The sequence below is a fragment of the Phaeobacter piscinae genome, assembly GCF_002407245.1.
In the GTDB taxonomy this organism is placed as follows: domain Bacteria; phylum Pseudomonadota; class Alphaproteobacteria; order Rhodobacterales; family Rhodobacteraceae; genus Phaeobacter; species Phaeobacter piscinae.
Genome location: NZ_CP010681.1, coordinates 2,885,417 through 2,911,207, shown reverse-complemented (window position 1 = coordinate 2,911,207; position 25,791 = coordinate 2,885,417). Strand labels below are relative to the sequence as shown.

At 59.7% G+C, this 25,791-nt stretch carries 24 protein-coding genes and 1 tRNA gene; 13 read left to right on the top strand and 12 right to left on the bottom strand.

What is annotated here, in order from left to right; all coding sequences use genetic code 11:
* The first annotated feature begins 230 nt into the window (after positions 1 to 230).
* Positions 231 to 893, top strand: a complete 663-nt coding sequence (locus phaeop14_RS13675; protein WP_096789868.1) for a hypothetical protein — start codon at positions 231 to 233, stop codon at positions 891 to 893.
* A 55-nt stretch (positions 894 to 948) separates the two neighbouring features.
* Here the strand turns inward: phaeop14_RS13675 and phaeop14_RS13670 are convergent.
* The 5 genes from phaeop14_RS13670 to phaeop14_RS13650 form a co-directional block, all read right to left on the bottom strand.
* Positions 949 to 1,025 (bottom strand) — tRNA-Pro (locus phaeop14_RS13670).
* A gap of 43 nt (positions 1,026 to 1,068) precedes the next feature.
* Positions 1,069 to 2,025, bottom strand: a complete 957-nt coding sequence (locus phaeop14_RS13665) for a DMT family transporter (RefSeq protein ID WP_040174536.1) — start codon at positions 2,023 to 2,025, stop codon at positions 1,069 to 1,071.
* Between the two features lie 213 nt (positions 2,026 to 2,238).
* Complete coding sequence (gene leuB / locus phaeop14_RS13660; RefSeq protein WP_040181112.1) at positions 2,239 to 3,342, bottom strand: 3-isopropylmalate dehydrogenase; 1,104 nt, start codon at positions 3,340 to 3,342, stop codon at positions 2,239 to 2,241.
* Between the two features lie 141 nt (positions 3,343 to 3,483).
* Positions 3,484 to 4,548: an endonuclease/exonuclease/phosphatase family protein gene (locus tag phaeop14_RS13655; protein WP_096789867.1), complete on the bottom strand. Its 1,065-nt coding sequence runs from the start codon at positions 4,546 to 4,548 to the stop codon at positions 3,484 to 3,486.
* On the bottom strand, positions 4,545 to 5,378 hold the full coding sequence (locus phaeop14_RS13650; RefSeq protein ID WP_096789866.1) for a hypothetical protein: 834 nt from the start codon (positions 5,376 to 5,378) through the stop codon (positions 4,545 to 4,547). The genes phaeop14_RS13655 and phaeop14_RS13650 overlap by 4 nt, the downstream gene beginning before the upstream one ends.
* A gap of 367 nt (positions 5,379 to 5,745) precedes the next feature.
* Here phaeop14_RS13650 and phaeop14_RS13645 point away from each other — a divergent pair, with 367 nt between their 5' ends.
* A complete protein-coding gene (locus phaeop14_RS13645; RefSeq protein WP_244905774.1) occupies positions 5,746 to 6,522 on the top strand; it encodes a DUF2332 domain-containing protein in 777 nt (258 codons plus the stop codon).
* Between the two features lie 270 nt (positions 6,523 to 6,792).
* Here the strand turns inward: phaeop14_RS13645 and leuD are convergent, their stop codons facing one another.
* From leuD to phaeop14_RS13630, 3 genes are read right to left on the bottom strand one after another with little or no spacing between them, the layout of a single operon-like run.
* Entirely contained in the window at positions 6,793 to 7,398 is a 606-nt protein-coding gene (leuD, locus tag phaeop14_RS13640; protein WP_040174525.1) for a 3-isopropylmalate dehydratase small subunit, read from the bottom strand.
* Between the two features lie 12 nt (positions 7,399 to 7,410).
* Entirely contained in the window at positions 7,411 to 8,814 is a 1,404-nt protein-coding gene (leuC, locus tag phaeop14_RS13635; RefSeq protein WP_040174522.1) for a 3-isopropylmalate dehydratase large subunit, read from the bottom strand.
* 55 nt (positions 8,815 to 8,869) lie between these two features.
* Positions 8,870 to 8,968 (bottom strand): isopropylmalate isomerase, encoded by a 99-nt coding sequence (locus phaeop14_RS13630; RefSeq protein WP_241770621.1) that lies wholly within the window; start codon positions 8,966 to 8,968, stop codon positions 8,870 to 8,872.
* Positions 8,969 to 9,120: 152 nt separating this feature from the next.
* Between phaeop14_RS13630 and phaeop14_RS13625 the strand changes: the two genes are divergently transcribed.
* From phaeop14_RS13625 to rlmH, 3 genes are all read left to right on the top strand, one after another.
* Positions 9,121 to 10,482: a mechanosensitive ion channel family protein gene (locus phaeop14_RS13625; protein ID WP_096789865.1), complete on the top strand. Its 1,362-nt coding sequence runs from the start codon at positions 9,121 to 9,123 to the stop codon at positions 10,480 to 10,482.
* A 227-nt stretch (positions 10,483 to 10,709) separates the two neighbouring features.
* Positions 10,710 to 11,078 (top strand): ribosome silencing factor, encoded by a 369-nt coding sequence (gene rsfS / locus phaeop14_RS13620; RefSeq protein WP_024095960.1) that lies wholly within the window; start codon positions 10,710 to 10,712, stop codon positions 11,076 to 11,078.
* 85 nt (positions 11,079 to 11,163) lie between these two features.
* On the top strand, positions 11,164 to 11,634 hold the full coding sequence (gene rlmH, locus phaeop14_RS13615; protein ID WP_040174860.1) for a 23S rRNA (pseudouridine(1915)-N(3))-methyltransferase RlmH: 471 nt from the start codon (positions 11,164 to 11,166) through the stop codon (positions 11,632 to 11,634).
* Positions 11,635 to 11,672: 38 nt separating this feature from the next.
* Here rlmH and phaeop14_RS13610 read toward each other — a convergent pair whose 3' ends face one another.
* Positions 11,673 to 12,041 (bottom strand): hypothetical protein, encoded by a 369-nt coding sequence (locus tag phaeop14_RS13610; protein WP_096789864.1) that lies wholly within the window; start codon positions 12,039 to 12,041, stop codon positions 11,673 to 11,675.
* 36 nt (positions 12,042 to 12,077) lie between these two features.
* Positions 12,078 to 12,836, bottom strand: coding sequence for a DUF599 domain-containing protein (locus phaeop14_RS13605; RefSeq protein WP_096789863.1), 759 nt, complete (start codon positions 12,834 to 12,836; stop codon positions 12,078 to 12,080).
* Between the two features lie 90 nt (positions 12,837 to 12,926).
* On the opposite strand from phaeop14_RS13605, the gene phaeop14_RS13600 reads away from it, so the two are divergent.
* The 6 genes from phaeop14_RS13600 to phaeop14_RS13575 all read left to right on the top strand — a co-directional run bounded on the left by phaeop14_RS13600 (position 12,927) and on the right by phaeop14_RS13575 (position 19,287).
* Complete coding sequence (locus tag phaeop14_RS13600; protein ID WP_096789862.1) at positions 12,927 to 14,375, top strand: FAD-linked oxidase C-terminal domain-containing protein; 1,449 nt, start codon at positions 12,927 to 12,929, stop codon at positions 14,373 to 14,375.
* An 84-nt stretch (positions 14,376 to 14,459) separates the two neighbouring features.
* Positions 14,460 to 15,560: an FAD-binding protein gene (locus tag phaeop14_RS13595; RefSeq protein WP_096789861.1), complete on the top strand. Its 1,101-nt coding sequence runs from the start codon at positions 14,460 to 14,462 to the stop codon at positions 15,558 to 15,560.
* Between the two features lie 3 nt (positions 15,561 to 15,563).
* The gene (gene glcF / locus phaeop14_RS13590) at positions 15,564 to 16,898 is read left to right on the top strand and encodes a glycolate oxidase subunit GlcF (protein WP_096789860.1); all 1,335 of its coding nucleotides are present in this window, start codon (positions 15,564 to 15,566) and stop codon (positions 16,896 to 16,898) included.
* 130 nt (positions 16,899 to 17,028) lie between these two features.
* A complete protein-coding gene (locus phaeop14_RS13585; protein ID WP_096789859.1) occupies positions 17,029 to 17,883 on the top strand; it encodes a trypsin-like serine peptidase in 855 nt (284 codons plus the stop codon).
* Positions 17,880 to 18,695 (top strand): trypsin-like serine peptidase, encoded by an 816-nt coding sequence (locus phaeop14_RS13580; protein ID WP_096789858.1) that lies wholly within the window; start codon positions 17,880 to 17,882, stop codon positions 18,693 to 18,695. Before phaeop14_RS13585 ends, phaeop14_RS13580 begins: the two co-directional genes overlap by 4 nt.
* A gap of 133 nt (positions 18,696 to 18,828) precedes the next feature.
* Positions 18,829 to 19,287: an Hsp20 family protein gene (locus phaeop14_RS13575; protein ID WP_040174502.1), complete on the top strand. Its 459-nt coding sequence runs from the start codon at positions 18,829 to 18,831 to the stop codon at positions 19,285 to 19,287.
* Positions 19,288 to 19,394: 107 nt separating this feature from the next.
* On the opposite strand, the gene phaeop14_RS13570 is transcribed toward phaeop14_RS13575, so the two are convergent.
* A complete protein-coding gene (locus phaeop14_RS13570; RefSeq protein WP_096789857.1) occupies positions 19,395 to 21,584 on the bottom strand; it encodes an esterase-like activity of phytase family protein in 2,190 nt (729 codons plus the stop codon).
* Positions 21,585 to 21,716: 132 nt separating this feature from the next.
* Entirely contained in the window at positions 21,717 to 23,192 is a 1,476-nt protein-coding gene (locus phaeop14_RS13565) for an NAD-dependent succinate-semialdehyde dehydrogenase (RefSeq protein WP_040181126.1), read from the bottom strand.
* Between the two features lie 198 nt (positions 23,193 to 23,390).
* On the opposite strand from phaeop14_RS13565, the gene phaeop14_RS13560 reads away from it, so the two are divergent.
* Both phaeop14_RS13560 and phaeop14_RS13555 read left to right on the top strand, forming a co-directional pair.
* Complete coding sequence (locus phaeop14_RS13560) at positions 23,391 to 24,176, top strand: alpha/beta hydrolase (RefSeq protein ID WP_096789856.1); 786 nt, start codon at positions 23,391 to 23,393, stop codon at positions 24,174 to 24,176.
* Positions 24,177 to 24,396: 220 nt separating this feature from the next.
* Entirely contained in the window at positions 24,397 to 25,605 is a 1,209-nt protein-coding gene (locus tag phaeop14_RS13555; protein ID WP_040181128.1) for an aminopeptidase P family protein, read from the top strand.
* Positions 25,606 to 25,791 lie beyond the last annotated feature (186 nt).

Sequence of the window (25,791 nt, the reverse complement as noted above, 5' to 3'; positions counted from 1 at the left end):
ACCAAACTCGCGATATGTGAAACAAGGCCGCACTGACATCGCTCAGTGCGGCCTTGTTTTGTTATGACGCTCACTCTTGGCGGACATGCTGGCCTTTGTTTGAAAACCTTCTGCGGGCTTCTACCTAAGAGACTGGGTGGCGTATGCGCGCGCAGGGCAGGATCCGTGACTGTAGCTTCTGTCGGGAGGCGATCAGGCGCCCCGTTCGATACAACAGGGGAGACCATAAGATGACAGTGACCATAGCTGCGGCCAAAGCCGCGCTGATCTCTATTCCGCTGCTCTTGAGCGCCGGTGGGGCTGCGCTGGCCCAGGACACTAGCATGAGCTTTTTCGTGACCAGCGTCGGCTCGGGACAAGGCGGCGATCTCGGCGGACTCGAGGGCGCAGACGCACATTGTGCCAGCCTCGCCGAAGCTGCCGGTATAACTGGCAAAACCTGGCGCGCCTATCTCAGCACACAGGAAGAGGGTAAGCGCGGGATTTCAGCGCGTGACCGGATTGGCAGCGGTCCATGGCACAATGCCAAGGGCGTGCAGATCGCGGGCAATCTGGATGAGCTGCATCTTAGTCCCAATATCGTCAAATCCACTGGGCTGGATGAGAATGGCAATCTGGTGAACGGCCGGGGTGATCGCCCGAATGCCCATGATTTGCTGACCGGCACCATGGCGGATGGCACCGCTTATTTCCCTTGGATGGAAGGCGATAAGACCTGTAGCAATTGGACCAGTTCCGGAGAGGGCAGTGCCACGGTCGGACATCATGATCGCCATGGTGGCGGCAATACATCTTGGAACGCGGCGCATGATACGCGTGGCTGTTCGATGGAAGCTCTTGCTATGACAGGTGGCGCCGGACTGTTTATGTGCTTTGCTAATAACGGCGGTTAAGGGCGGATCACGAACCTGAAAACACAAAAGGCGCCCAAGGGCGCCTTTGCATATTTGGTCGGAGCGAGAGGATTCGAACCTCCGGCCCCTGCCTCCCGAAGACAGTGCTCTACCAGGCTGAGCTACGCTCCGACCGTGGCGCGGAATTACACGGCAGGGCTTGGATATGCAAGCCCTATTCCGCCGGATTATCCTCGCTTTGCCGTTTCAGCATGAGTGATACATTGGTGCCGCCCGCAGTATATCCACGGCTCCGGGTGCGCAGAACCGGAGTATTGTCGGAGCGTCCGCCAAAGGCTTCACGCAGCACAATAAAAATGCCGCTGGCGATGATGATGGCAGCACCGACCAATGTCATCAAATCGACCTTTTCGTTGAAAAGAACCACGCTGAAGATGGTGGCCCAGATGATCTGGGAATACTGCATAGGGGCGACGATCGCCGCCTCGCCAATGGTATAGGCGCTGACTGTCAGCAACGTCGCGCAAAACCCAAACAGGGCCACAATCGCGATGCCGCCGAAGGTCACACCTTCCAGTGGGACATAGACCAGCGGCAGTGCCAACCCCATGACGGCAAAGGTCATCAGCATCGGATAAATCATCAGTACGACCCGGCGCTCATCCGCGCTGATTTTGCGCAGAACGACCGACTGAAAAGCGGCGCAGAAAGAGGCAAAAAGCGCTGCCGCATGACCGAGGCCAAAGCTGGTCGCACCGGGGCGCAGCACCACCATCACGCCGATAAAGCCAACCACGACCGCCGCCAGTCGCGGCAGACCGACACGTTCGCCCAAGATCGGGATCGACAGCAGGGTGATCAGCAGCGGCGTGGCAAAAAGCAACGCATAGGTTTCCGCCAGCGGCAGTTCGGAAAACGCGTAAAAGGCACTTGCAGGGATCACAGCCATGGTTGCCGACCGCGCGGCCATCCACCAAGGGTGGACCGGGCGCAGGTGGCCGGGGGTTGCATCCTTGATCAGCATCAAAACCAGCAGCGGAAAGGACAACAGGCTGCTGAAGAACACCAACTGAACCGGTGACACATCCGCGCCGAGGATCTTGACCACCACATCATGGGTGGAAAAAATCGCATAGGCCAAGAGGGCAAGCAAAGCGGCTTTTATGTTCATAGGGTCATCCGGGTCGGCGCAACAATACGGCAGATGGCCTGCACTATAGCGCTAACACCGTCAGGGAAATACTAAAAAAGCCGTCAGTTGTCGCGGATCGAACCGTCAGTCCGCGCGCGCAATCTGGGCTGTTGCCTGCCAGGTCTTAGATCGGTCTGAGCAGGATGCGGCGGGGCCATTGGTGGCCCGCACCGCGATTATATACCGAAGCCCTTAGAGGCTGGCGTCGAGGGCGGCGATGATCACATCGCCCATTTCAGACGTGCTGATCGGCGAGACGCCTTCTTCGCCCAACAGATCGCCGGTGCGGTGACCATCAGCCAGAACCTGCTCCACCGCAGTTTCCAGACGGTCCGCCTCGGCCCCCTGATCAAAGCTGTAGCGCAGCGCCATCGCAAAGCTGAGGATACAGGCAATCGGATTTGCCTTGCCCTGACCCGCGATATCCGGCGCGGAACCGTGTACCGGCTCATACAGTGCCTTGGGTCGGCCGTTTGCCATCGGCGCGCCGAGCGAAGCAGACGGCAGCATGCCCAGAGAGCCGGTCAGCATTGCGGCACAGTCGGACAGGATGTCGCCAAAGAGGTTGTCGGTGAGGATCACGTCAAACTGCTTGGGCGCGCGCACCAGCTGCATCGCGCCATTGTCGGCATACATGTGGGACAGCTCGACCTCTGGGTAGTCGGCGGAGACGCGGGTTGTGACTTCGCGCCACAGGATGCCGGACTCCATCACGTTGGCTTTTTCCATCGAACAGAGTTTTTTGTTCCGGCGCATCGCCAGTTCAAACGCAGACCGTGCGGCGCGTTCGATTTCACTCTCTGTATAGCGCTGGGTATTGATGCCGACGCGCTCATTGCCCTCTTCGAAGATGCCGCGTGGCTCGCCGAAATAGACACCCGAGGTCAGTTCGCGCACGATCATGATGTCGAGACCGGCAACGATGTCCTTCTTCAAGGAAGAGAAATCCGCCAGCGCGTCAAAGCATTGCGCCGGGCGCAGGTTGGAGTAGAGATCCATCTCCTTGCGCAGACGCAGAAGGCCGCGTTCTGGTTTGACGGAGAAGTCGAGATCGTCGTACTTGGGGCCACCTACGGCGCCCAACAGAACCGCATCGACTTCTTGTGCCTTCTCCATAGTCTCATCGGCCAGCGGTTTGCCGTGCACATCATAGGCAGCCCCACCAACAAGATCCTCGCTCACATCGAACTGTAGATCGCGCTTTTCGCCATACCAGGTGATGACCTTGCGGACCTCGGCCATGACCTCGGGGCCGATCCCGTCGCCGGGCAGAATCAGAATCGATGGGTTGGACATATGGGTACTCCTTGAAAGCGTTGCAGCCGGGGTAACGGCACATCGCCCTTGGGTCAATGTTCCGGGCGCAGATAGCGGCTGATCGCTTTGTTTTTATGGCTGAGAGGGCGGATTTCGCGCCATCTTGTTGCAGTGAAACTGCTACGGAATTTGCAGATCTGTCCAGACCAGGGCATGACGGCTGGAAGGGCGGTCCGCGTCGTCGTCTTTGGCCGGGATATTAGCAGGCCATATCAGCCCTGACGCAACAACCTGCAACGCTTGTGAGGGCAGGACGTAGTCGACACGCATCGGACCGGATGTGCCCCAGTTGACGGTATCTGTGTGTCCTGCACTATCCCGTGGTCGTGGGTCTTGCAGGCGCGGATCGCGGAGTAGATCCGCGATGGCCGCGCGGCGGCCGGCGCCTTTGTCGGGGTCGAGGTTCGCACCGCCCACGATGACCCATGGGTCGGCTGGTGTGGGACCAAGCCCGCCATCCAGCAGGACCTGCCAAAGCCTGATTTCGTCTTGGTTGCGCAGTCCGTTGCGGTCTTCCGGCCCGTCGAACAGCGGGGGTGTTGCCTGAAATGCCAGAACTGACAGCGGCTCACCACTGGGCAGCAGGACAGGGACAACCCAGTGCCCGGTTGTCGACAGACGCTGAGCTGCCAGCGCGTCACGGCTGGGGAAGGGCGTACCATCGGGGTGTGTTGGCAGCGTGGCACCGGGCAGATCCTGCCAGAGCAACGCCGATAAGTCTCTCACGTCATCGCGCAGAATGGGCAGCCGAGAGAGGATGGCCATGCCGTCCTGGCCGGTGAACCGGCCATAGCCCTGTGCATCCCGCGCGGTGCCCAAACGCCCATCGCCGTCCATGTCGTGCCCGGTCTGCATGCCAGTATTGGGCCGCGCGGCGTAGATATGACCATAACTGGGGATGCGTTTGGCCAGGAGGTTGCGTAGTTCGGCCAGGCTGCGACCTTCGTAGTCCCAATCAATCCCCTGCAAGACAAGTACATCGGCGTCGGCCTCGGTGAGTGTTTGCAAAATGGCGGCTATCTGCGGATCCTTGCCGCGTTGCAGATCCCGCAACAACAGGCCGGGTCCCTTGCGGGACAGCTCCGTATTGAAGCTGGCGATGCGCAAGGTCTTTGCAGGGTCCGCTTCGGCAAGGTTGATCAATGGGAGGAGAGCGGCCAGCAGGAGCGAGGCCAGCGGTCTCATGCGGTTTGCAATGCCTCTGAACTGGCATAGGCGGCACGGCGCTTCTGCGCGATCAGATCTGAAATCCGCAGCATTGCAAGCCCGCGCATGATCATCGACGCAGGAACAAAGGCCCAGGCCGAAACGACCCAGACCAGGGTCTGCGGGGCCGCCAGCAGGCTAGGGTCCACGACACCGGAGGTGAGCTTCACCATCGCAGGCAGCGCGAAGGGCAGAAGCACGCCACCAACGATATTGATCCGGGCATCCCGTTGCAGCCGTTCAACCACATCGCCGCCGGTCGTCGGGTCGAAGAGAGGCAGGTTGGTCCAGACATTGAAAGGCCCATTACTGAGCGGCCAGTCCCGAAGCCGGATCGCCAGCGCAAAACCAAGGATGGTGATGAGGGCAATCATATAGCTGAGCGCCGCTGCCGCCATCACCTGTGAGATAAGATCTGGCGCCACATGGGCGGGCATCATCAAACCGGTCAGCTGGATCGGGGAAAACGCGAAATCAAGTGTGTCGCCCAGCCCTGAGGCCAGACCATGCACCAGAGAGGTGAGGGCGGTGGCTTCCATTGGATGGCGGGCCACCAGGCTGACCAGAATGACGATCAGGGCCAGCGATATGAACCGCATTCTGTTCAGCGGAGGAGCCTCGCGAAACTCCACGAAACTTGGATAGCTTGAGAAATACTCGGCGAAGGTCAGTGCCGCGGCGAGGATGGCAAGCAGGGCGATCACCTCGGGTGACCGTGTCGCTGCATCCGGCAACAACAGCGATGGCATTGCAATCAGCAATGCAACAAAGATGCCGCGGATGGCCGCGCCTGTAATCCGTGCTATCACGCCTCGATCCCTTCAAACTGGACTGGCCGGTACATTGCCGTGCCGTTGTTCCAACTTGATGCCCGCATGCATTTCTTGGTGAAATGTCTCTGCTGAGCGCTGCCTCATTTCCGCCTTATTTGTGCCTGTCAGCGGGATATTGCTCAAGTTCGCACCGGGGTTTCAGCAGGGTTTTGCGTGTTTTGGGTGGTAGGGTGGTGCTGGTTTGCATCAGTGATCGTGGCTGCGTGTGAGTGAAAACAAGGGTTTATGCGGTGGTCCACAATATGTTGTGGGAGAACCGCGCAACTGGGATAGTGGGGATCGGGGCAGATTTCGGCGCAGGTCAGTCGCCTGCGTGCTGCTCGCGGTTTGGTTGGAGACTGGGATGATCCCTCACATTGCAGAACGCTACATCAGATTCGTGCAATGGGAGGCCGCAGGTCGGTCGCCCATTTATGAGAGGCTGGCGCTGCATGTGGCTCACTCGCAAAACTGTCTCGGCTTTCTGTCGGCGTTGCCTGCGGATCGTCAGCAACCCAATTTGCTGTTTGCGGCAGTGCGCCACGTTGCAGGCCACATTTCCTGTCCGGAAGCATTTGACAGGGTCATCCACGACCAGGCCGAGGAAGTTGCCACGGTAATGCGAAGACGGACGACGCAGACGAATGAGCCGGGACGCTGTGCTGTCTTGCTGCCCCTTTTGGCGCCGATCACTGGGCCGATCGTGCTGATTGAGGTGGGCGCCTCCGCTGGTCTGTGCCTGTTGCCAGATATCTATGGGTACGATTGGGGCGACCATAAGCTGCCACCGCCGCAGGAGTTTGCAGGTTGTGCCCCGATATTTCAGTGCAGCGCGTCACCGGGTACACCGCAACCGGTGACGCACCCTGATATTGTCTGGCGGGCGGGGCTGGATCTGAACCCTCTCGATGTCAGTTGTGACGCTGACGTGGCTTGGCTGGAACAGTTGGTCTGGCCTGAACATCAGTTGCGCCTTGTTCGGCTGCGGTCTGCGATTTCGGTCGCAAAGCACTGTCCGCCACATGTGGTCTCCGGAGATTTGACGCAGGATTTGCCTGCGCTGGTCGCTGAGGCACCGGCCAATGCAACCCTTGTCATCTTTCACACCGCAGTTCTGACCTATGTCGCCGATCAACAGTAGCGGGATGCCTTCGCCAAGCAGATGCTTGAGAGTGACGCAATCTGGATCAGCAATGAGGGGCCGCGCGTCTTCCCTCAGTTTTCTGCCCGTGCAGGTCAGCCTCGGGACGATATGTTCCTACTTATGCAGAATGGCCAGCCCTTGGCATGGACCGGCCCGCATGGGCAGCAGATCGCGTGGCTGTCTGCAACTGGAGCATAGCCTCACGACAAAAAAGCCGCCCATGGGGGCGGCTTTTCGCGGCGTTATCAAAGGTGACCTGATGTCGGGTCAGACCCAGGGGCGCTCTTGCGCAGCCTTGTCTTCAAAGCTGGCGATAGAGGCGGATTTCTCCATGGTCAGACCAATGTCGTCGAGCCCGTTCAGCAGGCAGTGCTTTTTGAACGCGTCGACTTCGAATGTGATCACCTCACCATCGGATGTGGTGATTTCCTGCGCTTCCAGATCGACAGTCATGCGCGCGTTTGCGCCTTTTTCCGCGTCCTTCATCAGCAGATCCACCTGCTCTTGCGGTAGGACAATTGGCAGGATGCCGTTCTTGAAGCTGTTGTTGAAGAAGATGTCGGCAAAGGATGTCGACACAATGCACTTGATGCCAAAGTCGGCAATCGCCCAAGGCGCGTGTTCGCGCGAGGAGCCGCAGCCAAAGTTGTCGCCCGCAATCAGGATCTCTGCATCACGGTACTGCGGCTTGTTCAGCACGAAGTCCGCAATCTCGGTGCCGTCGCGGTTATAGCGCATCTCGTCGAACAGGTTCTTGCCGAACCCGGTGCGCTGAATGGACTTCAGGAACACCTTCGGGATGATCATGTCGGTGTCGATGTTGACCAGCGGCATGGGGGCAGCGATGCCTTGGATTTTTGTGAATTTTTCCATTTTGCTGGCTCCTTAGTTCAGCTCGCGCACATCGGTCAGCTTGCCTGTCAGGGCAGCAGCGGCAGCCATGGCAGGGGACACCAGATGGGTGCGACCCTTGTAGCCCTGACGACCTTCGAAGTTCCGGTTTGAGGTTGCGGCACAGCGCTCACCTTCGGACAGCTGGTCGGGGTTCATCGCCAGGCACATGGAGCAGCCCGCAAGACGCCATTCAAAACCGGCGTCCTGGAGGATCTCGGCAATGCCTTCTTCCTCAGCTTGGGCACGGACCAAACCGGAGCCCGGAACGACCATGGCGCGCATGCCGTCCTTGACCTTCTTGCCCTTCACGACCTCAGCCACGGCGCGCAGGTCTTCGATGCGGCCGTTGGTGCAGGACCCGATGAAGACGGTGTCGATCTCAATGTCGGTCAGCTTCTGGCCGGGAGTGAGCCCCATGTATTCAAGCGAACGGCGGGCCGCCTCAACCTTGCCGCCGGTGAAATCCTCAGGTGCCGGCACCACACCGGTGATCGGCAGCACGTCCTCGGGCGAGGTGCCCCAGGTCACAACCGGCTGGATGTCTTCGCCCTTCAGGGTGACTACCTTGTCGAAATGGGCGCCTTCGTCAGTGAACAGGGTTTTCCACCAGGTCAGCGCGGCTTCCCACTGGGCACCTTTCGGAGCGTGCGGGCGGCCCTTGACATACTCGAAAGTGGTCTCGTCCGGGGCGATCAGACCGGCGCGGGCGCCGCCCTCAATGGCCATGTTGCAGACGGTCATGCGGCCTTCCATCGACAGATCGCGGATCGCTTCGCCGCAATATTCGATGACATAGCCGGTGCCGCCGGCGGTGCCGGTCTCGCCGATCACGGCCAGGGTGATGTCCTTGGCGGTCACACCCGGCTTCAGCTTGCCGGTGATCTCCACCTTCATGTTCTTGGACTTCTTCTGGATCAGCGTCTGGGTGGCCAGCACGTGCTCCACCTCCGATGTGCCGATGCCATGCGCGAGCGCACCAAAAGCACCGTGGGTGGCGGTGTGGCTGTCGCCGCAAACCACGGTCATGCCGGGCAGGGTCCAGCCCTGTTCGGGGCCGACAATGTGCACGATGCCCTGACGGACGTCATCCACCGGGTAGTAATGCACGCCGAATTCGCGGGCGTTCTTGTCGAGCGCTTCGACCTGGATGCGGCTTTCCTCGTTCTCGATGCCTTTGGCGCGGTCAAGCGTGGTCGGCACGTTGTGGTCCGGCACCGCGATGGTTTTGTCGGGCGCGTGTACCTTGCGACCTGCCATGCGCAGGCCTTCGAACGCCTGCGGGCTGGTCACTTCGTGAACCAGATGGCGGTCGATATAGAGCAGGCAAGTGCCGTCCTCGGCTTCATGCGCAACATGCGCATCCCAGATTTTGTCGTAAAGCGTCTTGGGGGACATGAGTCCTCTCCCGTAGTTTTTGGAATGTAGCTGGCAAAATGGCTTGGCGGCAGCCTTATAGCCGCGCCAGGACCGTGCGGGCGGCACCAAAGAACCGTTCGCGCAGGCGTGCGCGGTCTTGCAGCTCGATATGATGGGCCAAAACGAGGGTCATGGCTGTCAGATACATCCGCTGGGCGTGGCAATCAAGATTCGTTCTGAAACGCAGTCAACAGGATGGTCGCACTTGGAATTGCGATATCACCCAAAGTCGCGCCTTGATTGGAACCTGAAGGCGCGTCAGACTCGCAAGCAAAAGGGAGCGTCATGGATCCGGACGAACAGATCGAGACCAAAGATGCGCTGGCCGAAAGCACGGCTGAGGCAATTGAGCTGGGGCAGCAGCTGTGGGATTTCCTGACCAACACGGCGGAGGTTCTGCTGCGCCCATGGAATGCCTATCAGCTCGGGATCGCAGTCGGCCTGTTGGTCCTGGCCGCGGTGTTGGCCAAACCCATCGCAGGGGCTTTTCATGATTGGCTTCGTGGCCGCACCGGCTGGCCGCGTTGGCGTATGCGGGCAGGGTTGGTCTTGCACAGGCGTATTCGTGGCATCCTCTTTGTATTGCTGATTTGGACCACGGTTCTGATCATGCAGGATATCACCTGGCCCAGCAGATCACGCCTAATGGTTGTGATCGCAAACCTGTCTCTGGCCTGGCTGATCGTGTCCTTTGCGACGCGGCTGGTAGCCAATCCCCTGCTGCGAAAGCTGGTAAAATATGGCGCCTGGATCTGGGTCACCCTACGCATCCTCGGCATCACAGCTGAAGCAACGGCGTTTCTCGACAGTGTGGCGATTGATTTCGGGGATTTGCGCATCTCGCTGTTCTTGATCGTTCAGGCGGTGGTCATTCTGGGTGTCATGCTCACGCTGGCGCGTGCGATTTCATCCGTTGCCGCGAACCGGATCCGCAACAATCCGGATATCTCACCGTCAATGCAGGTGCTTGGTGCCAAGCTGGCGCAGATCCTGCTGCTTGGCGGTGCCTTCTTCATTGGATTGAAGGCGATTGGAATTGATCTGACGGGCCTTGCGGTTCTGTCTGGTGCCATTGGTGTCGGTCTTGGTTTTGGTCTGCAGAAAGTTGTGTCCAATCTGGTGTCAGGCCTCATCATCCTGCTGGATAAGTCCATCAAACCGGGGGATGTGATTTCGCTGGGCGAGACCTTTGGTTGGATCAATTCCCTTGGCGCGCGCTATGTGTCTGTAGTGACCCGGGATGGCCGCGAATACCTGATCCCGAACGAGGATTTCATCACCAATGAGGTGGTCAACTGGTCCCATACCGACCGATTCGTACGGCTGGATCTGAAGTTTGGCACCGGCTACAGCGATGACCCGCATGAGGTGCGCCGTGTCGCGATTGAGGCGGCCAAAACCGTGGGGCGTGTGCTGAGTGGCGGCAACCGGGCGCCGGTCTGTCACATCGTCGGATTTGGGGACAGCAGCGTGGACTATGTGCTGCGGTTCTGGATCAGCGATCCGACCGGCGGGCTGACCAATATTCGCGGCAATGTCTATCTGGCGCTCTGGGACGCCTTCAAGGAGGCCGGAATCTCGATCCCCTTCCCGCAGCGGGAGGTGCGTGTGCTGAACGAGGCCTTGCCGGTGGCGATGCAGGACTGAGACGCGTTCTGGCACGGCAGGAGGCAGTTACATTGTCATTTCACGCTGATCTTACGCCTGCGCGGCGCGCATAGCAGCCGGCCGTCAAGGTTCATTGAAAAACCGCATATGGCTTGCTACATTAAGGCAACCCCAGCGCCGGGGGACCGGCGGCGCGTTACAAGGAGGACAATGTCCTGTCACCCGAACCTCAGGCGGCCCCAGATGCTGGCCGCGGAGTGGCCGTAATGGCTACCAAATCACAGCCAACCAGCGATGAGCTGCTGGCGCGTGTTCTTTCCTCGCTGAATGACGACAAGGCTGAAGATGTCGTGCAGATCGACCTGCGCGGCAAAACGGCTATTGGCGATCACATGGTTATTGCCTCGGGTCGCTCCACCCGTCAGGTGGCGTCTATGGCTGAAAAGCTGGCTGACCGCCTGAAGCAGGACTACGGCATGGTCTGCAAGGTCGAAGGCAAAGACACCGGCGACTGGGTGCTGATCGATACCGGCGATATCATCGTCCATCTGTTCCGTCCGGAAGTGCGCGAATTCTATCAGCTCGAAAAAATGTGGCTGCCTGCGGGCACGTCACCTGCCCAGAGCGAGAACTGATCCCCAGATCGGATCCGGTTCCATCAGATCGGCCCGTGCAGAGCGTAGTATGCGCCTGGCGCGGGCCTGTATCGAAAGTGTCCTCATGAAAGTTCATTTCTGTGTGGTCGGGCGGCTGCGGGCCAGCCCGGAAAAGCAGTTGATCGACGACTATATTGAGCGCTTCGACCGCACGGGCCGGGCCCTTGGTCTGGGCCCTTGTCGCATTGTCGAAGTCGAGGACAAGAAAAACGCAGGCATGGCCGCCGAGGCGGAGCTGCTGCGCAAGGCAATCCCCAAGGGGGCTGTCATCTGCACATTGGACGAACGCGGCAAGCTGCTGAGTTCGCCTGATTTCTCAAAACGCCTTGCCGATTGGCGCGATACCGGTCGCCAAGATGTAGCCTTCGTGATCGGGGGAGCGGATGGGATTGATCCCAGCTTGCGTGCTGAGGCGGATTTCTCAATCTCACTGGGCAAGATGGTCTGGCCACATATGCTGGTGCGGGTGCTGTTGGCAGAGCAGATCTATCGCGCCGCCACTATTCTTGCAGGCAGCCCGTATCACAGAGTCTAGCCTAAGGGCTCCGCAGCAGATCTGTGCCATCGATGGCGTCAGCAGGAGGAGCAGGCAAGAGGCAGCACATAGGTTGCTTCGGACCAGCCATCGACATTGCAGCGGGCCTGGATCAGCACTGTGTCCAATCCCTTCGGTATTGCCACACCAGCCAATGACCGGGTGAAGGGCTGTTCGGTTACATGCGGATGGGCAAGTTCACGCAGGCCGAGCACATTGCCGTTGGTGTCCAGCACTCGCCAGCCGTCCGCATAATGGTTCCAGCCGCTGTCCGGATGGGTGAGTGTGACACTGATACGCCAGCTGTCGCCCGTCTGCTGTGCGGTCGCTTCGGTTATCCGCGGGTCATCTGCCAGCGCCACCGCAGGCAGCCAAATCAGAGAGAGAAGAGTGATGCATCGGATCATGGCCCGAGTATAGGCGTGACGTGCATTTCGTCGCTGTCACATCTGCGTGTTGCCCCGATCGGTACTTGTGGGAGTGTTTGGCGCAGGTGGCGTCGTATTTGCGGGTACACGTTGCAATATGCTGCGAGATTGTGAGGCAAACTCGCGGCGGTAGAGCACGGCAAAGGTCACAAGGCTGGCTGCAATCAGCGCCCAGGAGCCGATCAGCCAAGCCACGGCGGCAAGGGCGAAATAGGTGGATCGCATGGCGCGATTGAAACTGCGTGCCGCAGTAATGCTAAGATCCGCCGCCTGGCTGGCGCGGGGATAGGCCTGCGCATCCGCGTCGGTGTTGGGCACCGCCGCCATCAGCACAAAGCAATAACCGAACAGGCGGTGCGCCCAGACATACTTCAGAAACGCATTGGACAGTAGCAACAGCACCATCAGGATTTTGACATCCCAGACAAAGGCGGGGGCGCTTTCCAGGCTCAGGTCCTGTGCGACGCCAGCCAGTTGATCCGTGTTGCCGATCAAGGCGAGCCCGCCGCCAATGGCGATCATTGAGGCCGAGGCAAAGAAAGCACTGCCTTGCCGCAGGTTCGAGATCAGCTGCGCATCAAAGATTCTCGGTTCGCGTTGCACCATCTGAATCATCCAGGCATGCCGGAACTCAGCCATCAGGCCAGAGACGGAAGGATGCTCTGCCGTGGCATTTTCGATACGCCATCCAATGCCAAGCCAGCATAGGATCAAAAGCACGCAGGCCGCCAGATCAGCGGGTGAAAACAGGGCGATACGGTCGAGCAAGGTCATGTGCTGACCCTAGCTGTGGAACTGCAGACTTGCCAGTTGTGAAAATTGGTAATATTAGTTTACCAAATACCGCATCCACAGGAGAGCCCCATGGACATGCCCATCCCAGATCAGACAGTGCTGTCACAGAAGGCTGAGCTGGCATCGCGGCTTGCGGCGGTCTTGCCGGATGATGCTCTGGTTCAGGACCCGGCGGAGACCCGCGCCTATGAATGCGACGCGCTGACGGCATATAAATGCCCGCCGATGCTGGTCGTCCTGCCGCGCACGACCAAGGAAGTTTCCGATGTGCTGCGGATCTGCCATGCGGCTGGTGTTCCGGTGGTGCCGCGCGGCGCGGGCACCTCGCTTGCCGGTGGCGCTCTGCCGACAGCTGACTGCGTGATCCTTGGTGTCGCGCGGATGAATGCTGTGCTGGAGACGGATTACGACAACCGCATTATCCGGGTGCAGACCGGGCGCACCAATCTGAGCGTGTCAGGCGCGGTTGAGGAAGAAGAGTTTTTCTATGCGCCGGATCCGTCGTCGCAGCTGGCCTGTGCAATTGCCGGCAATATCGCGATGAACTCGGGCGGTGCCCATTGTCTGAAATATGGCGTCACCACAAACAACCTGATGGGGGTGACCATGGTGATGATGGATGGCTCCGTTGTGGAAATAGGCGGCGCCCACTTGGATGCTGGTGGGCTGGATCTGCTGGGCGTGATTTGCGGCAGTGAGGGACAGTTGGGGGTGGTGACCGAGGCCACTTTGCGTATTTTACGCAAACCCGAAGGGGCGCGCCCCGTGCTGATTGGCTACGACAGTAATGAAGTCGCCGGTGCCTGTGTCAGCGATATTATCAAGGCAGGTGTGCTGCCGGTCGCGATTGAGTTTATGGACCGCCCTTGCATTGAGGCCTGTGAAGCCTTCGCCAAGGCGGGCTATCCGATGTGCGAAGCCCTGCTGATCGTCGAAGTCGAAGGCAGCGATGCGGAGATCGACCACCAGTTGCGGCTGATCACCGAGATCGCCCGCTCTCATAATCCGGTGGAACTGCGCGAGGCCCGCGACAGCGATGAGGCGGCTCGCATTTGGCTGGGCCGGAAATCAGCCTTTGGTGCGATGGGGCAGATCAATGACTACATGTGTCTGGACGGCACAATACCGGTCACATCGCTGCCCCATGTGCTACGCCGCATCGGAGAGATGAGCCAGGAATTTGGCCTGGATGTCGCCAATGTGTTTCACGCAGGTGATGGCAATATGCATCCTTTGATCCTGTTTGATGCCAACAAACCCGGCGATCTGGAAACCTGCGAGGCCTTTGGCGCTGAAATCCTGAAGCTGTGTGTGGAGGTGGGCGGCTGCCTGACAGGGGAACATGGTGTCGGGATCGAAAAGCGTGATCTGATGCTGGATCAATATGGCGCTGCGGATATCGAGGCACAGCTGCGGGTGAAGGATGTGTTCGATCCCAAGTGGCTGCTGAACCCGGCCAAGGTTTTCCCCCTCTCGACCACGCAAAGCCGTCGAACTCCGGCAGCTGTCCCCCTGTGACAGTGGCCCATGGCAGACCCTGTGCGGGTCTGCAGCGGGGGCTTTGCCCCCACGACCCCCAGAGTATTTTGGAAAGGTGAAAGAATGACACCTCAGAGCGAGGCCGAGCTGGCCGAGATCATCGCAGGGGCAACAGCGCCTCTGGCTGTCAGCGGCGGAGGCACCCGTGGTCTGTCGATGGGCGGTGAGACGCTCAGTGTGGCGGGTCTCAATGGCGTCACACTTTATGAGCCCGGCGCCCTGACACTGGTTGTGCAGGCGGGCACATCGGTGGAGGAGGTGCAGGCGCTGCTGGCGGGGGAAAATCAGCGTCTGGCCTTTGAGCCGATGGATCATCGCGGGCTGCTTGGAACCACAGGAACGCCAACCATGGGCGGGGTGTTCGCTGCCAATGTCTCCGGCCCCCGGCGTATTCAATGCGGCGCGGCGCGGGACTTCCTGCTGGGGGTGCGTTTTGTCGATGGGCGCGGCGCGGTGCTGAGCAATGGCGGCCGGGTGATGAAGAACGTGACCGGTTACGACCTGGTGAAGCTGATGGCCGGCTCTCATGGCACCCTGGGGGTGTTGAGCGAGGTATCGCTGAAGGTGCTGCCGTGTTCGGAGGCCTGCGCGACGGTGACGGTGCATGTGGCGGATCTGGGGTTGGCGGTTGCTGCGATGTCGACGGCACTCGGCTCGCCCTATGATGTGACCGGCGCGGCGTATGATCCGGCTTTGGCCGCGGTTCATATTCGGATAGAGGGGTTTGAGGCCTCCGTCACTTATCGCGCCGAGGCCTTGAAAGAGGCGCTGGGTCGATTTGGAGAGGTGAGCCTCGCCCCTGGCGCCGGGGATGCGCTGTGGAAGGGAATCCGCGATGTCGCGGCGTTCCATGACCAGCCCGGTGACGTCTGGCGAATTTCGGTCAAACCGTCGGATGCGATTGCACTGGCGCCTGCGCTGGAGGCTGAGGGCTTGCTGTTCGACTGGGGCGGAGGGCTGATCTGGGCGCTGGTTCCGGCAGGGAGCGATCTGCGATCCCGGCTGACGGTGCCGGGTCATGCGACCTTGGTGCGCGCCAGCACGCAGACACGGGCTGAGCTGGGCCAGTTCCAGTCACAACCGGGGCCACTCGCTGCGATATCTGAGGGGCTGCGGCGCCAGTTTGACCCGCGCGGCATTCTTAATCCGGGACTGATGGGGTAGACGATGCAGACGACATTCAGCGAAAAACAGCTGCGCGACCCGGGCACCCAGCGTGCCAACGAAATCCTCAGGTCGTGTGTGCATTGCGGCTTCTGCACTGCGACCTGCCCGACATATCAGGTGCTGGGCGACGAGCTGGACAGCCCCCGCGGTCGAATCTACCTGATCAAGGATATGCTGGAAAACGAGCGGGTCCCGGATGCCAAGACCGTGAAGCATATTGACCGCTGCCTCAGCTGTCTGGCCTGCATGACCACCTGCCCGTCGGGGGTGCATTACATGCATCTTGTGGATCATGCGCGCGCCTACATCGACAAACACTATGACCGGCCATGGAGTGATCGTGCCCTGCGTTGGCTGCTGGCGCGGATCCTTCCGTATCCGGGGCGGTTCCGTCTCGCCCTGATCGGGGCCAAGCTGGCACAGCCTTTCAAGGGGCTCATGCCGGATGCTCGTCTGCGTGCCATGCTGGATATGGTGCCGCGGCATATCCCACCGGTCAGCCGCAACGACGACCCCCAGAGCTTTGCCGCGAAGGCACCACGCAGGAAACGCGTTGCCCTGATGACAGGTTGTGCGCAGAAGGCGCTCAATACCGATATCAATGATGCCACCATTCGTCTGCTGACCCGGCTGGGATGTGAGGTGGTTGTGGCTGCGGGGGCGGGCTGCTGCGGAGCGCTGACCCATCACATGGGGCGCGAGGCGGAAAGCCATGCCACCGCCGCAAAGAACATCCGTGCCTGGACAGACGAAATTGACGGGCAGGGGCTGGATGCAATCGTCATCAACACCTCTGGCTGCGGCACCACAGTCAAGGACTATGGTCATATGTTCCGCAATGATGCGTTGGCAGCGGATGCGGCGCGGGTTTCGGCAATCGCTATGGATATCTCCGAGCTGTTGGTACAGCTGGACCTGCCGGAAGGGGAGGATAAGGAAACAACAGTGGCCTATCACGCGGCCTGTTCCTTGCAGCACGGCCAGCAGATCAAGACCCACCCGAAAACGCTCCTGAAGCGCGCAGGCTTCACGGTGGTGGAACCTGCCGACAGTCACCTCTGCTGCGGTTCGGCCGGAACTTACAATTTGCTTCAGCCGGAAATTTCGGCTGAATTGAAGGCCCGCAAGGTGACGACATTGGAAGCCAGGCAACCGGACCTGATCGCAGCGGGCAATATTGGCTGCATGATGCAGATCGGCTCCGCCACGGACATCCCAATCTTGCACACGGTGGAATTACTGGATTGGGCCACCGGAGGTCCGAAACCACAGGCACTGGTGGCGGGTGGGCCGGGCGCTGATCCCCGCGCGGGAGAGATCCCGATCCTTAGATGATGCAGCTCGGCAAGATGTCGCTGCCGACCGCCCACAGGCCGGGTGCATTCCGGATCCTGCTGCCGTAATTTCGCCCCAAGCAAAGCATACCCTGAAACGGGAGCGATTGGGACATGGGGCTGGCAGGGTGATGAGCGTAAAGAAACCGATCCGGCAGCGGATGCTGTCACTGGCGGCAGCGCTGGTCTCCATCGGGCTGGTCTGTATCGCCGCGCCGACGAGTGCAAGCGCTGACGACAGCCGCCTGCTACGGTTGGAAACCACAGAGGCGGGGCGGGATTGGCAGGCGGTCGGACGGCTTGACGTCAACGGAGAAGGCTTCTGTACCGGTGCATTGATTGCGCCTGATCTGGTGCTGACAGCGGCGCATTGTCTTTATGACCGCGACAGTCGGACCCGGATCGCACCGCAGACCATCGAATTTCTTGCGGGATGGCGCAACGGGCGCGCCTCGGCCTATCGCAGCATCCGCCAGGCGGTCATCCACCCCAGCTACATCTACGATGGCAAAGTCTCGACAGACCGGGTGCGCAACGATATCGCGCTGCTGCAGTTGCAGCGGCCCATCCGCAACACCACCGTGATGCCATTTGAAACCGATCAGCGCCCACAGAAGGGCGCGCGGATTGGTGTGGTGTCTTACGCGCATGACCGCTCTGAGGCGCCGTCGCTGCAGGATGTCTGCGCGGTGATGGCTCGGCAGGAGGGCGTGTTGGTGATGTCCTGCGACGTGGACTATGGCTCGTCCGGTGCGCCGGTGTTTTCCTTTGACGCAGGGCGCCCCAAGATCGTGTCGGTGGTCTCTGCCAAGGCGGAGGTTTCCGGTCAGCAGGTCGCCCTTGGCTCGGCTCTGGCAGAGGAATTGGCGCTGTTGCGTGCGCAGCTCACCGGCAGTCGGATCGGCGGCCAAATGCCCCCCGGTGTTGGCCGCGTGAAAGTGGGTGAACGTCGGAGCAATTCCGGCGCAAAGTTCATCAGCCAATGAGACTCGGCGCGTTTGTCCTAACTGTTGTGACCGCGCTCTATGCGACTGTGGCAGCCGCACAGGATACCGGGTTGCGGCGTCTGACCGACCGTGATGACCTCCTGGGGTGGGAGGCAGTCGGGCGGCTGGAGCTGAACGGGCAGGGGTTTTGCACCGGCACGCTGATTGCGCCGGATCTGGTGTTGACTGCGGCGCATTGCGTCTATGATCAGCGCCACAACCTGCGCCCGGCTGACCAAATCACCTTTCGCGCGGGCCTGCGCGATGGCGTGGCCATTGCCGAGCGCCAGGCCTTGCAGATTGCAGCAGACCCAGAGTTTCGATCGGGTGGGCGGCTTGATCTTGAGAATATCCGCCATGATGTTGCATTGATCCGGCTGGCGGCCCCTGTGACCAGTGGTTTGGCGAGTGCCTTCGCGCTGCATTCCGGCCGGGACTACGGACGCGATATATCGGTGACGTCCTACGGGATGGGCCGTGCCGAGGCCTTGTCGCGCCAGCGCCATTGCAATCTGATGGCCGAACGTGCGGATGTCTTGATGATCGATTGCAACGTCACCTTCGGCTCTTCCGGTGCGCCAGTGTTCTCGCAGGTGGGGGGACGAGGGCGTATTCTAGCGCTGATTTCCGGCGGAGGCCTATACGGTGGTAAGCAGGTGGCCTTTGGCATGAAACTGCCGCAAAGGGTGGCCGAGCTGAAAGCACAGCTGCGCCGCAGTCCAGTGGCGGCACCGGATCGGCGAATTAAGCGTATCCGCGTGGGCAGTGGCACGTCGGCGGGCGGTGCGAAATTTGTCCGCCCCGGCGGATAAACCACCTCTTGAACCGACAATTTCAGCCCTTATCTCAGTTCTGTTCGGATCGCCGATGATCGGGGTCCGACATTCCAAACGCCTGTCCCTGATGGGAGGGCACGTAGAAATCGCTCACGAATGAGGATGACACATGCGTAGTTTTGATTTTGCACCGCTGCACCGGGCCACCATCGGCTTTGATCAGATTGCCGACCTGATGGATCGCGCCCTGAGTTCTGACGTCGCGCAGCCGAGCTATCCCCCTTACAATATCGAAAAAACCGCTGCAGATGCCTATCGTATCTCGATTGCCGTTGCGGGCTTTTCCGAGGCTGATCTGGGTGTCGAGGTGAAAGAAAACGCGCTGGTCGTTTCGGCGAAGAAGTCCGAAGACGACGGCGACCGTACCTACCTGCACCGTGGCATCGCCACCCGCGCATTTGAACGCCGGTTTACCCTGGCCGACCATGTGCGCGTCACCGGTGCCAGCCACTCCGACGGTATGCTGCACATCGATCTGCAGCGCGAGGTGCCAGAGGCGCTGAAACCGCGCCGGATCGAAATCGCAACCGGCAAGGCGCCTGAACTGGACGCCAAGACCGTCAACTAATTCAACTAAGCTGCCCTGATCTTCCTGATCTGACAGCTTTGAATGCAGCAGCCCCCCGATGCTATCGGGGGGCTGTTTTGGTATGTCGACACGCGGAGTGGATGAGGTCAGTTGACGGTCGGCATGTTCATCTGACCGATGGAAAAGAACATCGTCTCGCCGGAGGCATCATCGACGCCATCATTATCGGTTACGATGAACCCTTCGCCCTCGGCGGTGATGGCCAGCCCTTCGATCTTATCCAGAACATAGCCGCCGGTCGCGGTCAGATCCGGCAGCAGATCACGCACCAGTTCTTTGCTGACCACCGGCAGATCACCACCCAACGGGGTCGGCGTCATCTCGGCCAGCGGAACGCGATAGACCTTCTTGGTGACAGCGCGGAAATCATGCTGGTTGTCGCGTTCAATCACATAGACATAGTCGCCATGGGCCACGATCTCCGACAGGCCAACCCATCCGGTGTCCGGTTCTGCCTTGGGATAGTGGACGGCGCCCCATTCCTTGGTCTCAAGGTTGTAGGCTACAAGTTTGACGTGGTTTTTGGGGTCATCCTTCCATTCGCGCTGGATCGCCATCCAGAGCGTGTCACCAACTTTGCTGATCCCTTCAAAGCCAAAGCGTTTTTCAACGGCCATCAACTCGGCAGGCAGCCCGATTTCGCCACTCTTGGCTTTGATGAGGCCGTCTTTGGAGACGTGGTAGATGGCATGTGGGGTCACCCGATCAGTGCGCCCTTCAGAGGCAACATAAAAGCCACCTTTGCCGTCCAGTGTAATGCCTTCCAGATCCAGTTTCTGGGCCGGGTTGCCGTCTTGGCGATGGATGCGGATCACGTCGGTGATACGGGCAGGTGTCTGACTGGGATCAATTTTGAAGATCGACGGCTGGAAGCCATAGAAACTGTCGTTGACCGCGTAGATCATGCCATCCGCATCCGCCACCATGCCAGAGAGCGCGCCCCAGCCGATCAATTCATCCGCTCCGGCAGAGGTCAGATGCGGATAGGTCGGCGCGCCGTCTTGCAATTCATACATCATGACGTGGGCGCGGGGGCCTTTGTCTTCGATCAGATCCTTCTCATTGGCCGAAACCAGCAGATTGCGTTCGGGAATGACGGCGTATCCTTCTGGCCCAACCCCAGACGGTAGCAGCTGGGTGAGAACCGGATTGGCAGGATCCGTAACATCATAGACCCCCACCACCGACGCGCGTTCTGCCCCGACAAACACATAGGGTGTGCCGTCGAATTCGGCGAAGGTCACGCTTTCGGGTTCAACCCCTTTGGCATCAGAGCGTTTGTCCGGGTAGTGTCCGATCTGCACGATGGCATGTTCAAAGGAGGCGCCGCTGTCGTAAATGATGGTGCCGTCCTTGTTGAAGATCGTCCAGCCCCGCGATCCCCCGTGATAGTCGCCTTCGTTTGCGGTGGCGAAGTGCGTGTCGTCAATCCAAGTGACGGCATCGGGTTCACGCAAGCGCTCTGTCTGGCTTTCGTCAAATATCAGCGCACCGCGTTCGTCCGAGGCGTCGATACCGTCAAGGTCCACAGAACCGGCAGAGAAATGGTTCAGGATCTCGCCGTCCTTAGAGACAATCACGAGGTGGTTGTTTTCCTGTAATGTGACGACGGTTTCCCCAAGCCCGTTGATCGCGACATATTCAGGCTCCGGATCCTCACCTGCGATATCTGCAAGACCCGTGAGGCTGACAACTTTCATCGACGCGCAATCAAGGCCTTCCTTGGTGGTGTTCATCAGCACCAGATTGCCCGCGGGCATCTGTGGCAGCATGCCATCGTTCAAGTCTTCGTCCCGCTCGTTTTCAATCGCCACAGCGAGAAATCCGCCGTCCCTGGATTTCGCGACCGAGTCCGGCTGGCCCCCCAAATCACAGGAGCCCGTTTCAGCGCCGGTTTCCGTGTCGATAGATTTCAGCAGGCCCGAGGGCTGTGTGTAGCTTTCGGAGGTATTGATGCCGACATAGGCGGTGCTGCCAATGACTGCGACCGATGTCGGCTCACCCGGCAGTGCGATATTGCCCTTGGGCGCTGGGGTGGCCGGATCGGTGATATCAATCAGCCCCAGAGCCTCCAACGGACTGTCGGTGTAGACCAATGTCATGCCATCGGCTGTGGCGCCGATGATTTCTGGCGAGGTTTCGCGTGATGTATCTTCTCCGGCGGCCATGTTCTGAACCACCGGGAAGGCGGCGATGCGGTTAAAGGATTTTTCTGCCTGGGCAATACCAGCGGTAAGGGCCAGCGCAGAGGTCAGGCACATGAGACGCGGAAACATCGGCTACTCCGAAAATTGGACAGTTGATTGCCCAACCTCCTGCCGTGCCCGCGTAAAAGGACTGTGACGGTTCGATGTCGTTTTGACGATGATCGGCCCCGGCTGCGGTCAGCCGAGGCCTTCCGATGCGGATCAGACCGACATGCAGATGTATTTCATCTCCAGATAGTCTTCGATGCCGTGATGGCTGCCTTCGCGGCCCAGGCCCGACTGTTTGACGCCACCAAATGGGGCCACCTCTGTCGAGATGATGCCGGTGTTGACGCCGACGATCCCATATTCCAGTGCTTCGGCCACCTTGTAGACCCGGCTCAGATCCTTGGCGTAAAAGTAGGAGGCCAGGCCAAAGATGGTGTCATTGGCCATGTCGATCACGTCATCTTCGGTCTCAAACTTGAAGAGAGGCGCCATCGGGCCAAAGGTCTCGTCCTGAGAGAAAACCATGTCCTGGGTCGCGCCCGTAAGAATGGTCGGCTCAAAGAAGGTGCCGCCCAGCTCCGATGGATTGCCGCCTAGGATCACCTCAGCGCCTTTTTCCTTTGCATCGGCGATATGGGCTTGCACCTTTTCGACGGCTTTCTCGTTGATCAGTGGGCCAAATTGGGTGCCCTCAGCGAGCCCATCGCCCACGGTCATTTTGGCCACGGCTTCTTTCAGCTTCGCAGCAAAGGCATCGTAAACACCCGCCTGTACATAGATCCGGTTGGCACAGACACAGGTCTGGCCGTTGTTGCGGAACTTGCACATGATCGCGCCCTCGACCGCGGCGTCGAGGTCAGCATCATCAAAGACGATGAACGGTGCGTTGCCGCCCAGTTCCATCGAGCATTTCATAACGGTATCTGCCGCCTGCCGCATCAGGATGCGGCCAACTTCGGTGGAGCCAGTAAAGGTCAGCTTGCGCACAGCGTTGTTCTCGCAGAACTCCTTGCCGGTCTCAGATGCATTGGAGGAGGTGACGACGTTGAACACACCTGCCGGAATGCCCGCGCGCTCTGCCAGGACGGCCAATGCGGTCGCAGACAGCGGTGTCAATTCGGCAGGTCGCGCGACAAAAGCACAGCCCGCAGCCAGTGCCGGACCGGCCTTGCGGGTGATCATCGCGTTGGGAAAATTCCAGGGCGTGATGGAGGCGGCCACCCCGATGGGCTGCTTCAGCACCGTGATGCGCTTGTCGCGCTGATGGCCGGGAATGGTCTCGCCATAGATACGTTTGGCTTCTTCGGCAAAGAACTCAATGAAGGACGCGCCATAAGCGATCTCGCCGCGCGACTCGGCCAGGGGTTTGCCCATTTCGGCGGTCAGGATGACGGCCAGGTCTTCCTGATTCTCCATCATCAGATCAAACCATTTGCGCAGAACATTGGCACGCTCCTTGCCGGTCCATTTGGCCCAACCCTTCTGAGCAACTTCAGCCTGCGCGATGGCGCCTGCCACCTGCGAGCGGCTGACGTCCGCCACATTGGCAATCACATCGCCACGCGCCGGGTTTTTCACTTCGAATGTGCCATCCTGGCCATCGACAAAACCGCCGCCAATATAGGCACGCGGTTCCAGCAGGCTGGGATCGGTGAGCAGTGATTTCAGATCAGTGGTTGCGTCGAGCATTGCGGACCTCCCGTATGTCATTTGCGAAATGCAAATCAGCTGTGACTTGATATGTCCAGAAAGATAGGTGAGTCCAGAATTTGATCAAATTCAGGGCGCGACCTCCACGGCATCGCTGCTCAGCAGGGAGCGGGTCATTTGACATGTTCTGTGCCAGACTGTCAGGTAGCGGCAACAAGAAGAACAGGGAGATTGGGCATGGAGCTCGACGACGCGTATTCAAATGGCGCCTATATCGAAAACGCTGACAGCTACCCGCCGCGCTGGGCAGCCTCGGCCGAAGATTTTCGCAACGCAATGCGGGACCGGTCCCGTCTGGATGTGCCCTACGGCGACGGTCCCCGGCACCGCTATGATCTGTTTCTTCCCGAAGGGGCTGCCAAGGGGCTGATGATCTTTGTGCATGGTGGCTATTGGTTGGCGTTTGATAAATCCAGCTGGTCGCATCTGGCGGTGGGGGCGTTGGCGCATGGCTATGCGGTCGCCATGCCCTCCTATGATCTTTGCCCGGAGGTAAGGATTTCTGATATCACCCAGCAGATCGCCGCGGCTGTCACCGCTATCGCGGCTGAGGTAGAGGGTCCGATTGCGCTGGCGGGCCATTCTGCAGGCGGGCATCTGGTCGCGCGCATGTTAGACCGGGATCTTTTGCCGAAGGAAGTGGGTGAACGAATTACGGTGGTTGTGCCTATCTCGCCGCTCGCGGATCTGCGGCCACTGCTGCGCACTTCCATGAACGGAAAGTTCAAACTGGACGCAGCAGGCGCTGCCGCAGAAAGCCCAATTGACATGGAACATCGCTACCCGGCGGAGGTCACAGTCTGGGTGGGCGGTGACGAGCGCCCGGCCTTTCTAGATCAGGCTGTCTGGCTGACCGAAGCCTGGGGAGCCGATCACGTCATTGCGTTCGGCAAACATCATTTCAACGTGATCGAACCCTTGGCTGATCCCGAAAGCGATCTGGTTGCGGTATTGGTCAAGTAAGCCGACCCTTCAGAAAAAAAACGACAAACGCCGTAGAAACCTGCGGCGTTTGTCGTTTTTCGACCCTATCGCGGGGAATCAGACTTGCCAGCATCGCAGCTCTGCCGCATCCTTTGCGCCAAGGGCCAGGCGATGGCGTCGCCGCATGGATCCATGCTGCCCTCACTCACAACATTGTCCTGAACGCCGGGACCTTTCTTGTAAGATGGAAGGGTCGACTATGACTGCACGTCCTGAAATGTATCGTTTTCACAATGGTGAAAAGGCGCCGCTGCAATTTGCTGTCTCCGAATATGAGGCGCGGATCGCAGGTCTGCGAAAAATCATGGCAGAGACCGGCGTAACCGCCGCTGTCTTCACCTCGATGCACAATATCTCCTACTATTCGGGGTTCACCTACTGCGCCTTCGGTCGCCCCTATGGCATGGTGGTGACCGCATCTGAGGCAGTGACAATCTCAGCCGGTATTGACGCAGGCCAGCCCTGGCGCCGGTCGTTTTGTGACAACATCACCTATACCGACTGGCAGCGCGACAACTTCTGGCGTGCGATCAAATCGGTTTCGGGCGATGGCGCGGTTGTCGGCTATGAGAGCGATCACCTGACCCTGCTGCAGAAGGCAAAACTGGAACATTTCCTGGCGCCATCTCGGCTGGTTGACCTCTATGAACCGACGATGCGCCAGCGCATGGGCAAATCCGCCGCAGAACTGGACATGATCCGCGCCGGGGCGGCGGTGGCTGACGTCGGCGGCTTCGCGATCCGGGATGCGGTCAAGGAAGGCGCGCGCGAGATCGACGTGGCGATGGCCGGTCGCGATGCGATGGAGTTGGAAATCGCCAAACGCTTCCCGGATGCGGAATACCGCGACAGCTGGGTCTGGTTCCAGTCCGGGATCAATACCGATGGCGCCCATAATCCAGTGACCGCCCGCAGGCTGGAACGTGGCGATATCCTGTCGCTCAACACCTTTCCGATGATCTCCGGCTACTACACCGCGCTGGAACGCACCATGTTCGTGAAGGAAGTGGATGCCGAGTCCCTGCGCATCTGGGAGGCCAATGTGGCTGCCCATGAGCTGGGTATCTCGCTGCTGAAACCGGGCGCGAGCTGTGCGGAAATCACCCATCAGATCAACGCCTTCTTTGAAGAGCAGGATCTGCTGCAATACCGCACCTTCGGCTATGGCCACTCCTTTGGTGTGCTGTCTCACTACTATGGCCGCGAGGCCGGTCTGGAGCTGCGCGAGGACATCGACACGGTGCTGGAGCCGGGGATGGTGATCTCCATGGAGCCGATGTTGACCATCGCGGATGGTCAGCCCGGTGCAGGCGGCTACCGCGAGCATGACATTCTGATCATCCATGACGATGACAATGAGAACATCACCAAATACCCCTATGGGCCGGAATTTAACGTCGTCGGCTAAGGGCGCTCCTAGGCACTGTGACAATTGGCAGGCGGGGGCTCCCGCCTGATCTTCGCCTCCCTTGGGGGAGGCAATCCCAGTTGGGCGTGGCACCGTGCATTGCACGGTGCTTTCGCATTCTTACTGAGAGGTGGTGCTCAGGCCGCCATATCGGCACCAGCGTCCTGCCGCGGGTCGCAAAGATTG

Excerpts from the sequence above, each read along its gene's own strand:
- phaeop14_RS13605 (WP_096789863.1), bottom strand. The coding sequence starts at position 12,836 with ATGACCTTGCTCGACCGTATCGCCCTGTTTTCACCCGCTGATCTGGCG.
- phaeop14_RS13555 (WP_040181128.1), top strand. The coding sequence starts at position 24,397 with ATGACTGCACGTCCTGAAATGTATCGTTTTCACAATGGTGAAAAGGCG.
- phaeop14_RS13625 (WP_096789865.1), top strand. The coding sequence starts at position 9,121 with ATGGATCCGGACGAACAGATCGAGACCAAAGATGCGCTGGCCGAAAGC.
- phaeop14_RS13600 (WP_096789862.1), top strand. The coding sequence starts at position 12,927 with ATGGACATGCCCATCCCAGATCAGACAGTGCTGTCACAGAAGGCTGAG.
- phaeop14_RS13655 (WP_096789867.1), bottom strand. The coding sequence starts at position 4,548 with ATGAGACCGCTGGCCTCGCTCCTGCTGGCCGCTCTCCTCCCATTGATC.
- leuD (WP_040174525.1), bottom strand. The coding sequence starts at position 7,398 with ATGGAAAAATTCACAAAAATCCAAGGCATCGCTGCCCCCATGCCGCTG.
- leuB (WP_040181112.1), bottom strand. The coding sequence starts at position 3,342 with ATGTCCAACCCATCGATTCTGATTCTGCCCGGCGACGGGATCGGCCCC.
- glcF (WP_096789860.1), top strand. The coding sequence starts at position 15,564 with ATGCAGACGACATTCAGCGAAAAACAGCTGCGCGACCCGGGCACCCAG.
- phaeop14_RS13665 (WP_040174536.1), bottom strand. The coding sequence starts at position 2,025 with ATGAACATAAAAGCCGCTTTGCTTGCCCTCTTGGCCTATGCGATTTTT.
- phaeop14_RS13610 (WP_096789864.1), bottom strand. The coding sequence starts at position 12,041 with ATGATCCGATGCATCACTCTTCTCTCTCTGATTTGGCTGCCTGCGGTG.
- phaeop14_RS13675 (WP_096789868.1), top strand. The coding sequence starts at position 231 with ATGACAGTGACCATAGCTGCGGCCAAAGCCGCGCTGATCTCTATTCCG.
- leuC (WP_040174522.1), bottom strand. The coding sequence starts at position 8,814 with ATGTCCCCCAAGACGCTTTACGACAAAATCTGGGATGCGCATGTTGCG.
- phaeop14_RS13630 (WP_241770621.1), bottom strand. The coding sequence starts at position 8,968 with ATGACCCTCGTTTTGGCCCATCATATCGAGCTGCAAGACCGCGCACGC.
- phaeop14_RS13570 (WP_096789857.1), bottom strand. The coding sequence starts at position 21,584 with ATGTTTCCGCGTCTCATGTGCCTGACCTCTGCGCTGGCCCTTACCGCT.
- phaeop14_RS13560 (WP_096789856.1), top strand. The coding sequence starts at position 23,391 with ATGGAGCTCGACGACGCGTATTCAAATGGCGCCTATATCGAAAACGCT.
- rsfS (WP_024095960.1), top strand. The coding sequence starts at position 10,710 with ATGGCTACCAAATCACAGCCAACCAGCGATGAGCTGCTGGCGCGTGTT.
- phaeop14_RS13645 (WP_244905774.1), top strand. The coding sequence starts at position 5,746 with ATGATCCCTCACATTGCAGAACGCTACATCAGATTCGTGCAATGGGAG.
- phaeop14_RS13580 (WP_096789858.1), top strand. The coding sequence starts at position 17,880 with ATGAGACTCGGCGCGTTTGTCCTAACTGTTGTGACCGCGCTCTATGCG.
- rlmH (WP_040174860.1), top strand. The coding sequence starts at position 11,164 with ATGAAAGTTCATTTCTGTGTGGTCGGGCGGCTGCGGGCCAGCCCGGAA.
- phaeop14_RS13575 (WP_040174502.1), top strand. The coding sequence starts at position 18,829 with ATGCGTAGTTTTGATTTTGCACCGCTGCACCGGGCCACCATCGGCTTT.
- phaeop14_RS13595 (WP_096789861.1), top strand. The coding sequence starts at position 14,460 with ATGACACCTCAGAGCGAGGCCGAGCTGGCCGAGATCATCGCAGGGGCA.
- phaeop14_RS13585 (WP_096789859.1), top strand. The coding sequence starts at position 17,029 with ATGAGCGTAAAGAAACCGATCCGGCAGCGGATGCTGTCACTGGCGGCA.
- phaeop14_RS13565 (WP_040181126.1), bottom strand. The coding sequence starts at position 23,192 with ATGCTCGACGCAACCACTGATCTGAAATCACTGCTCACCGATCCCAGC.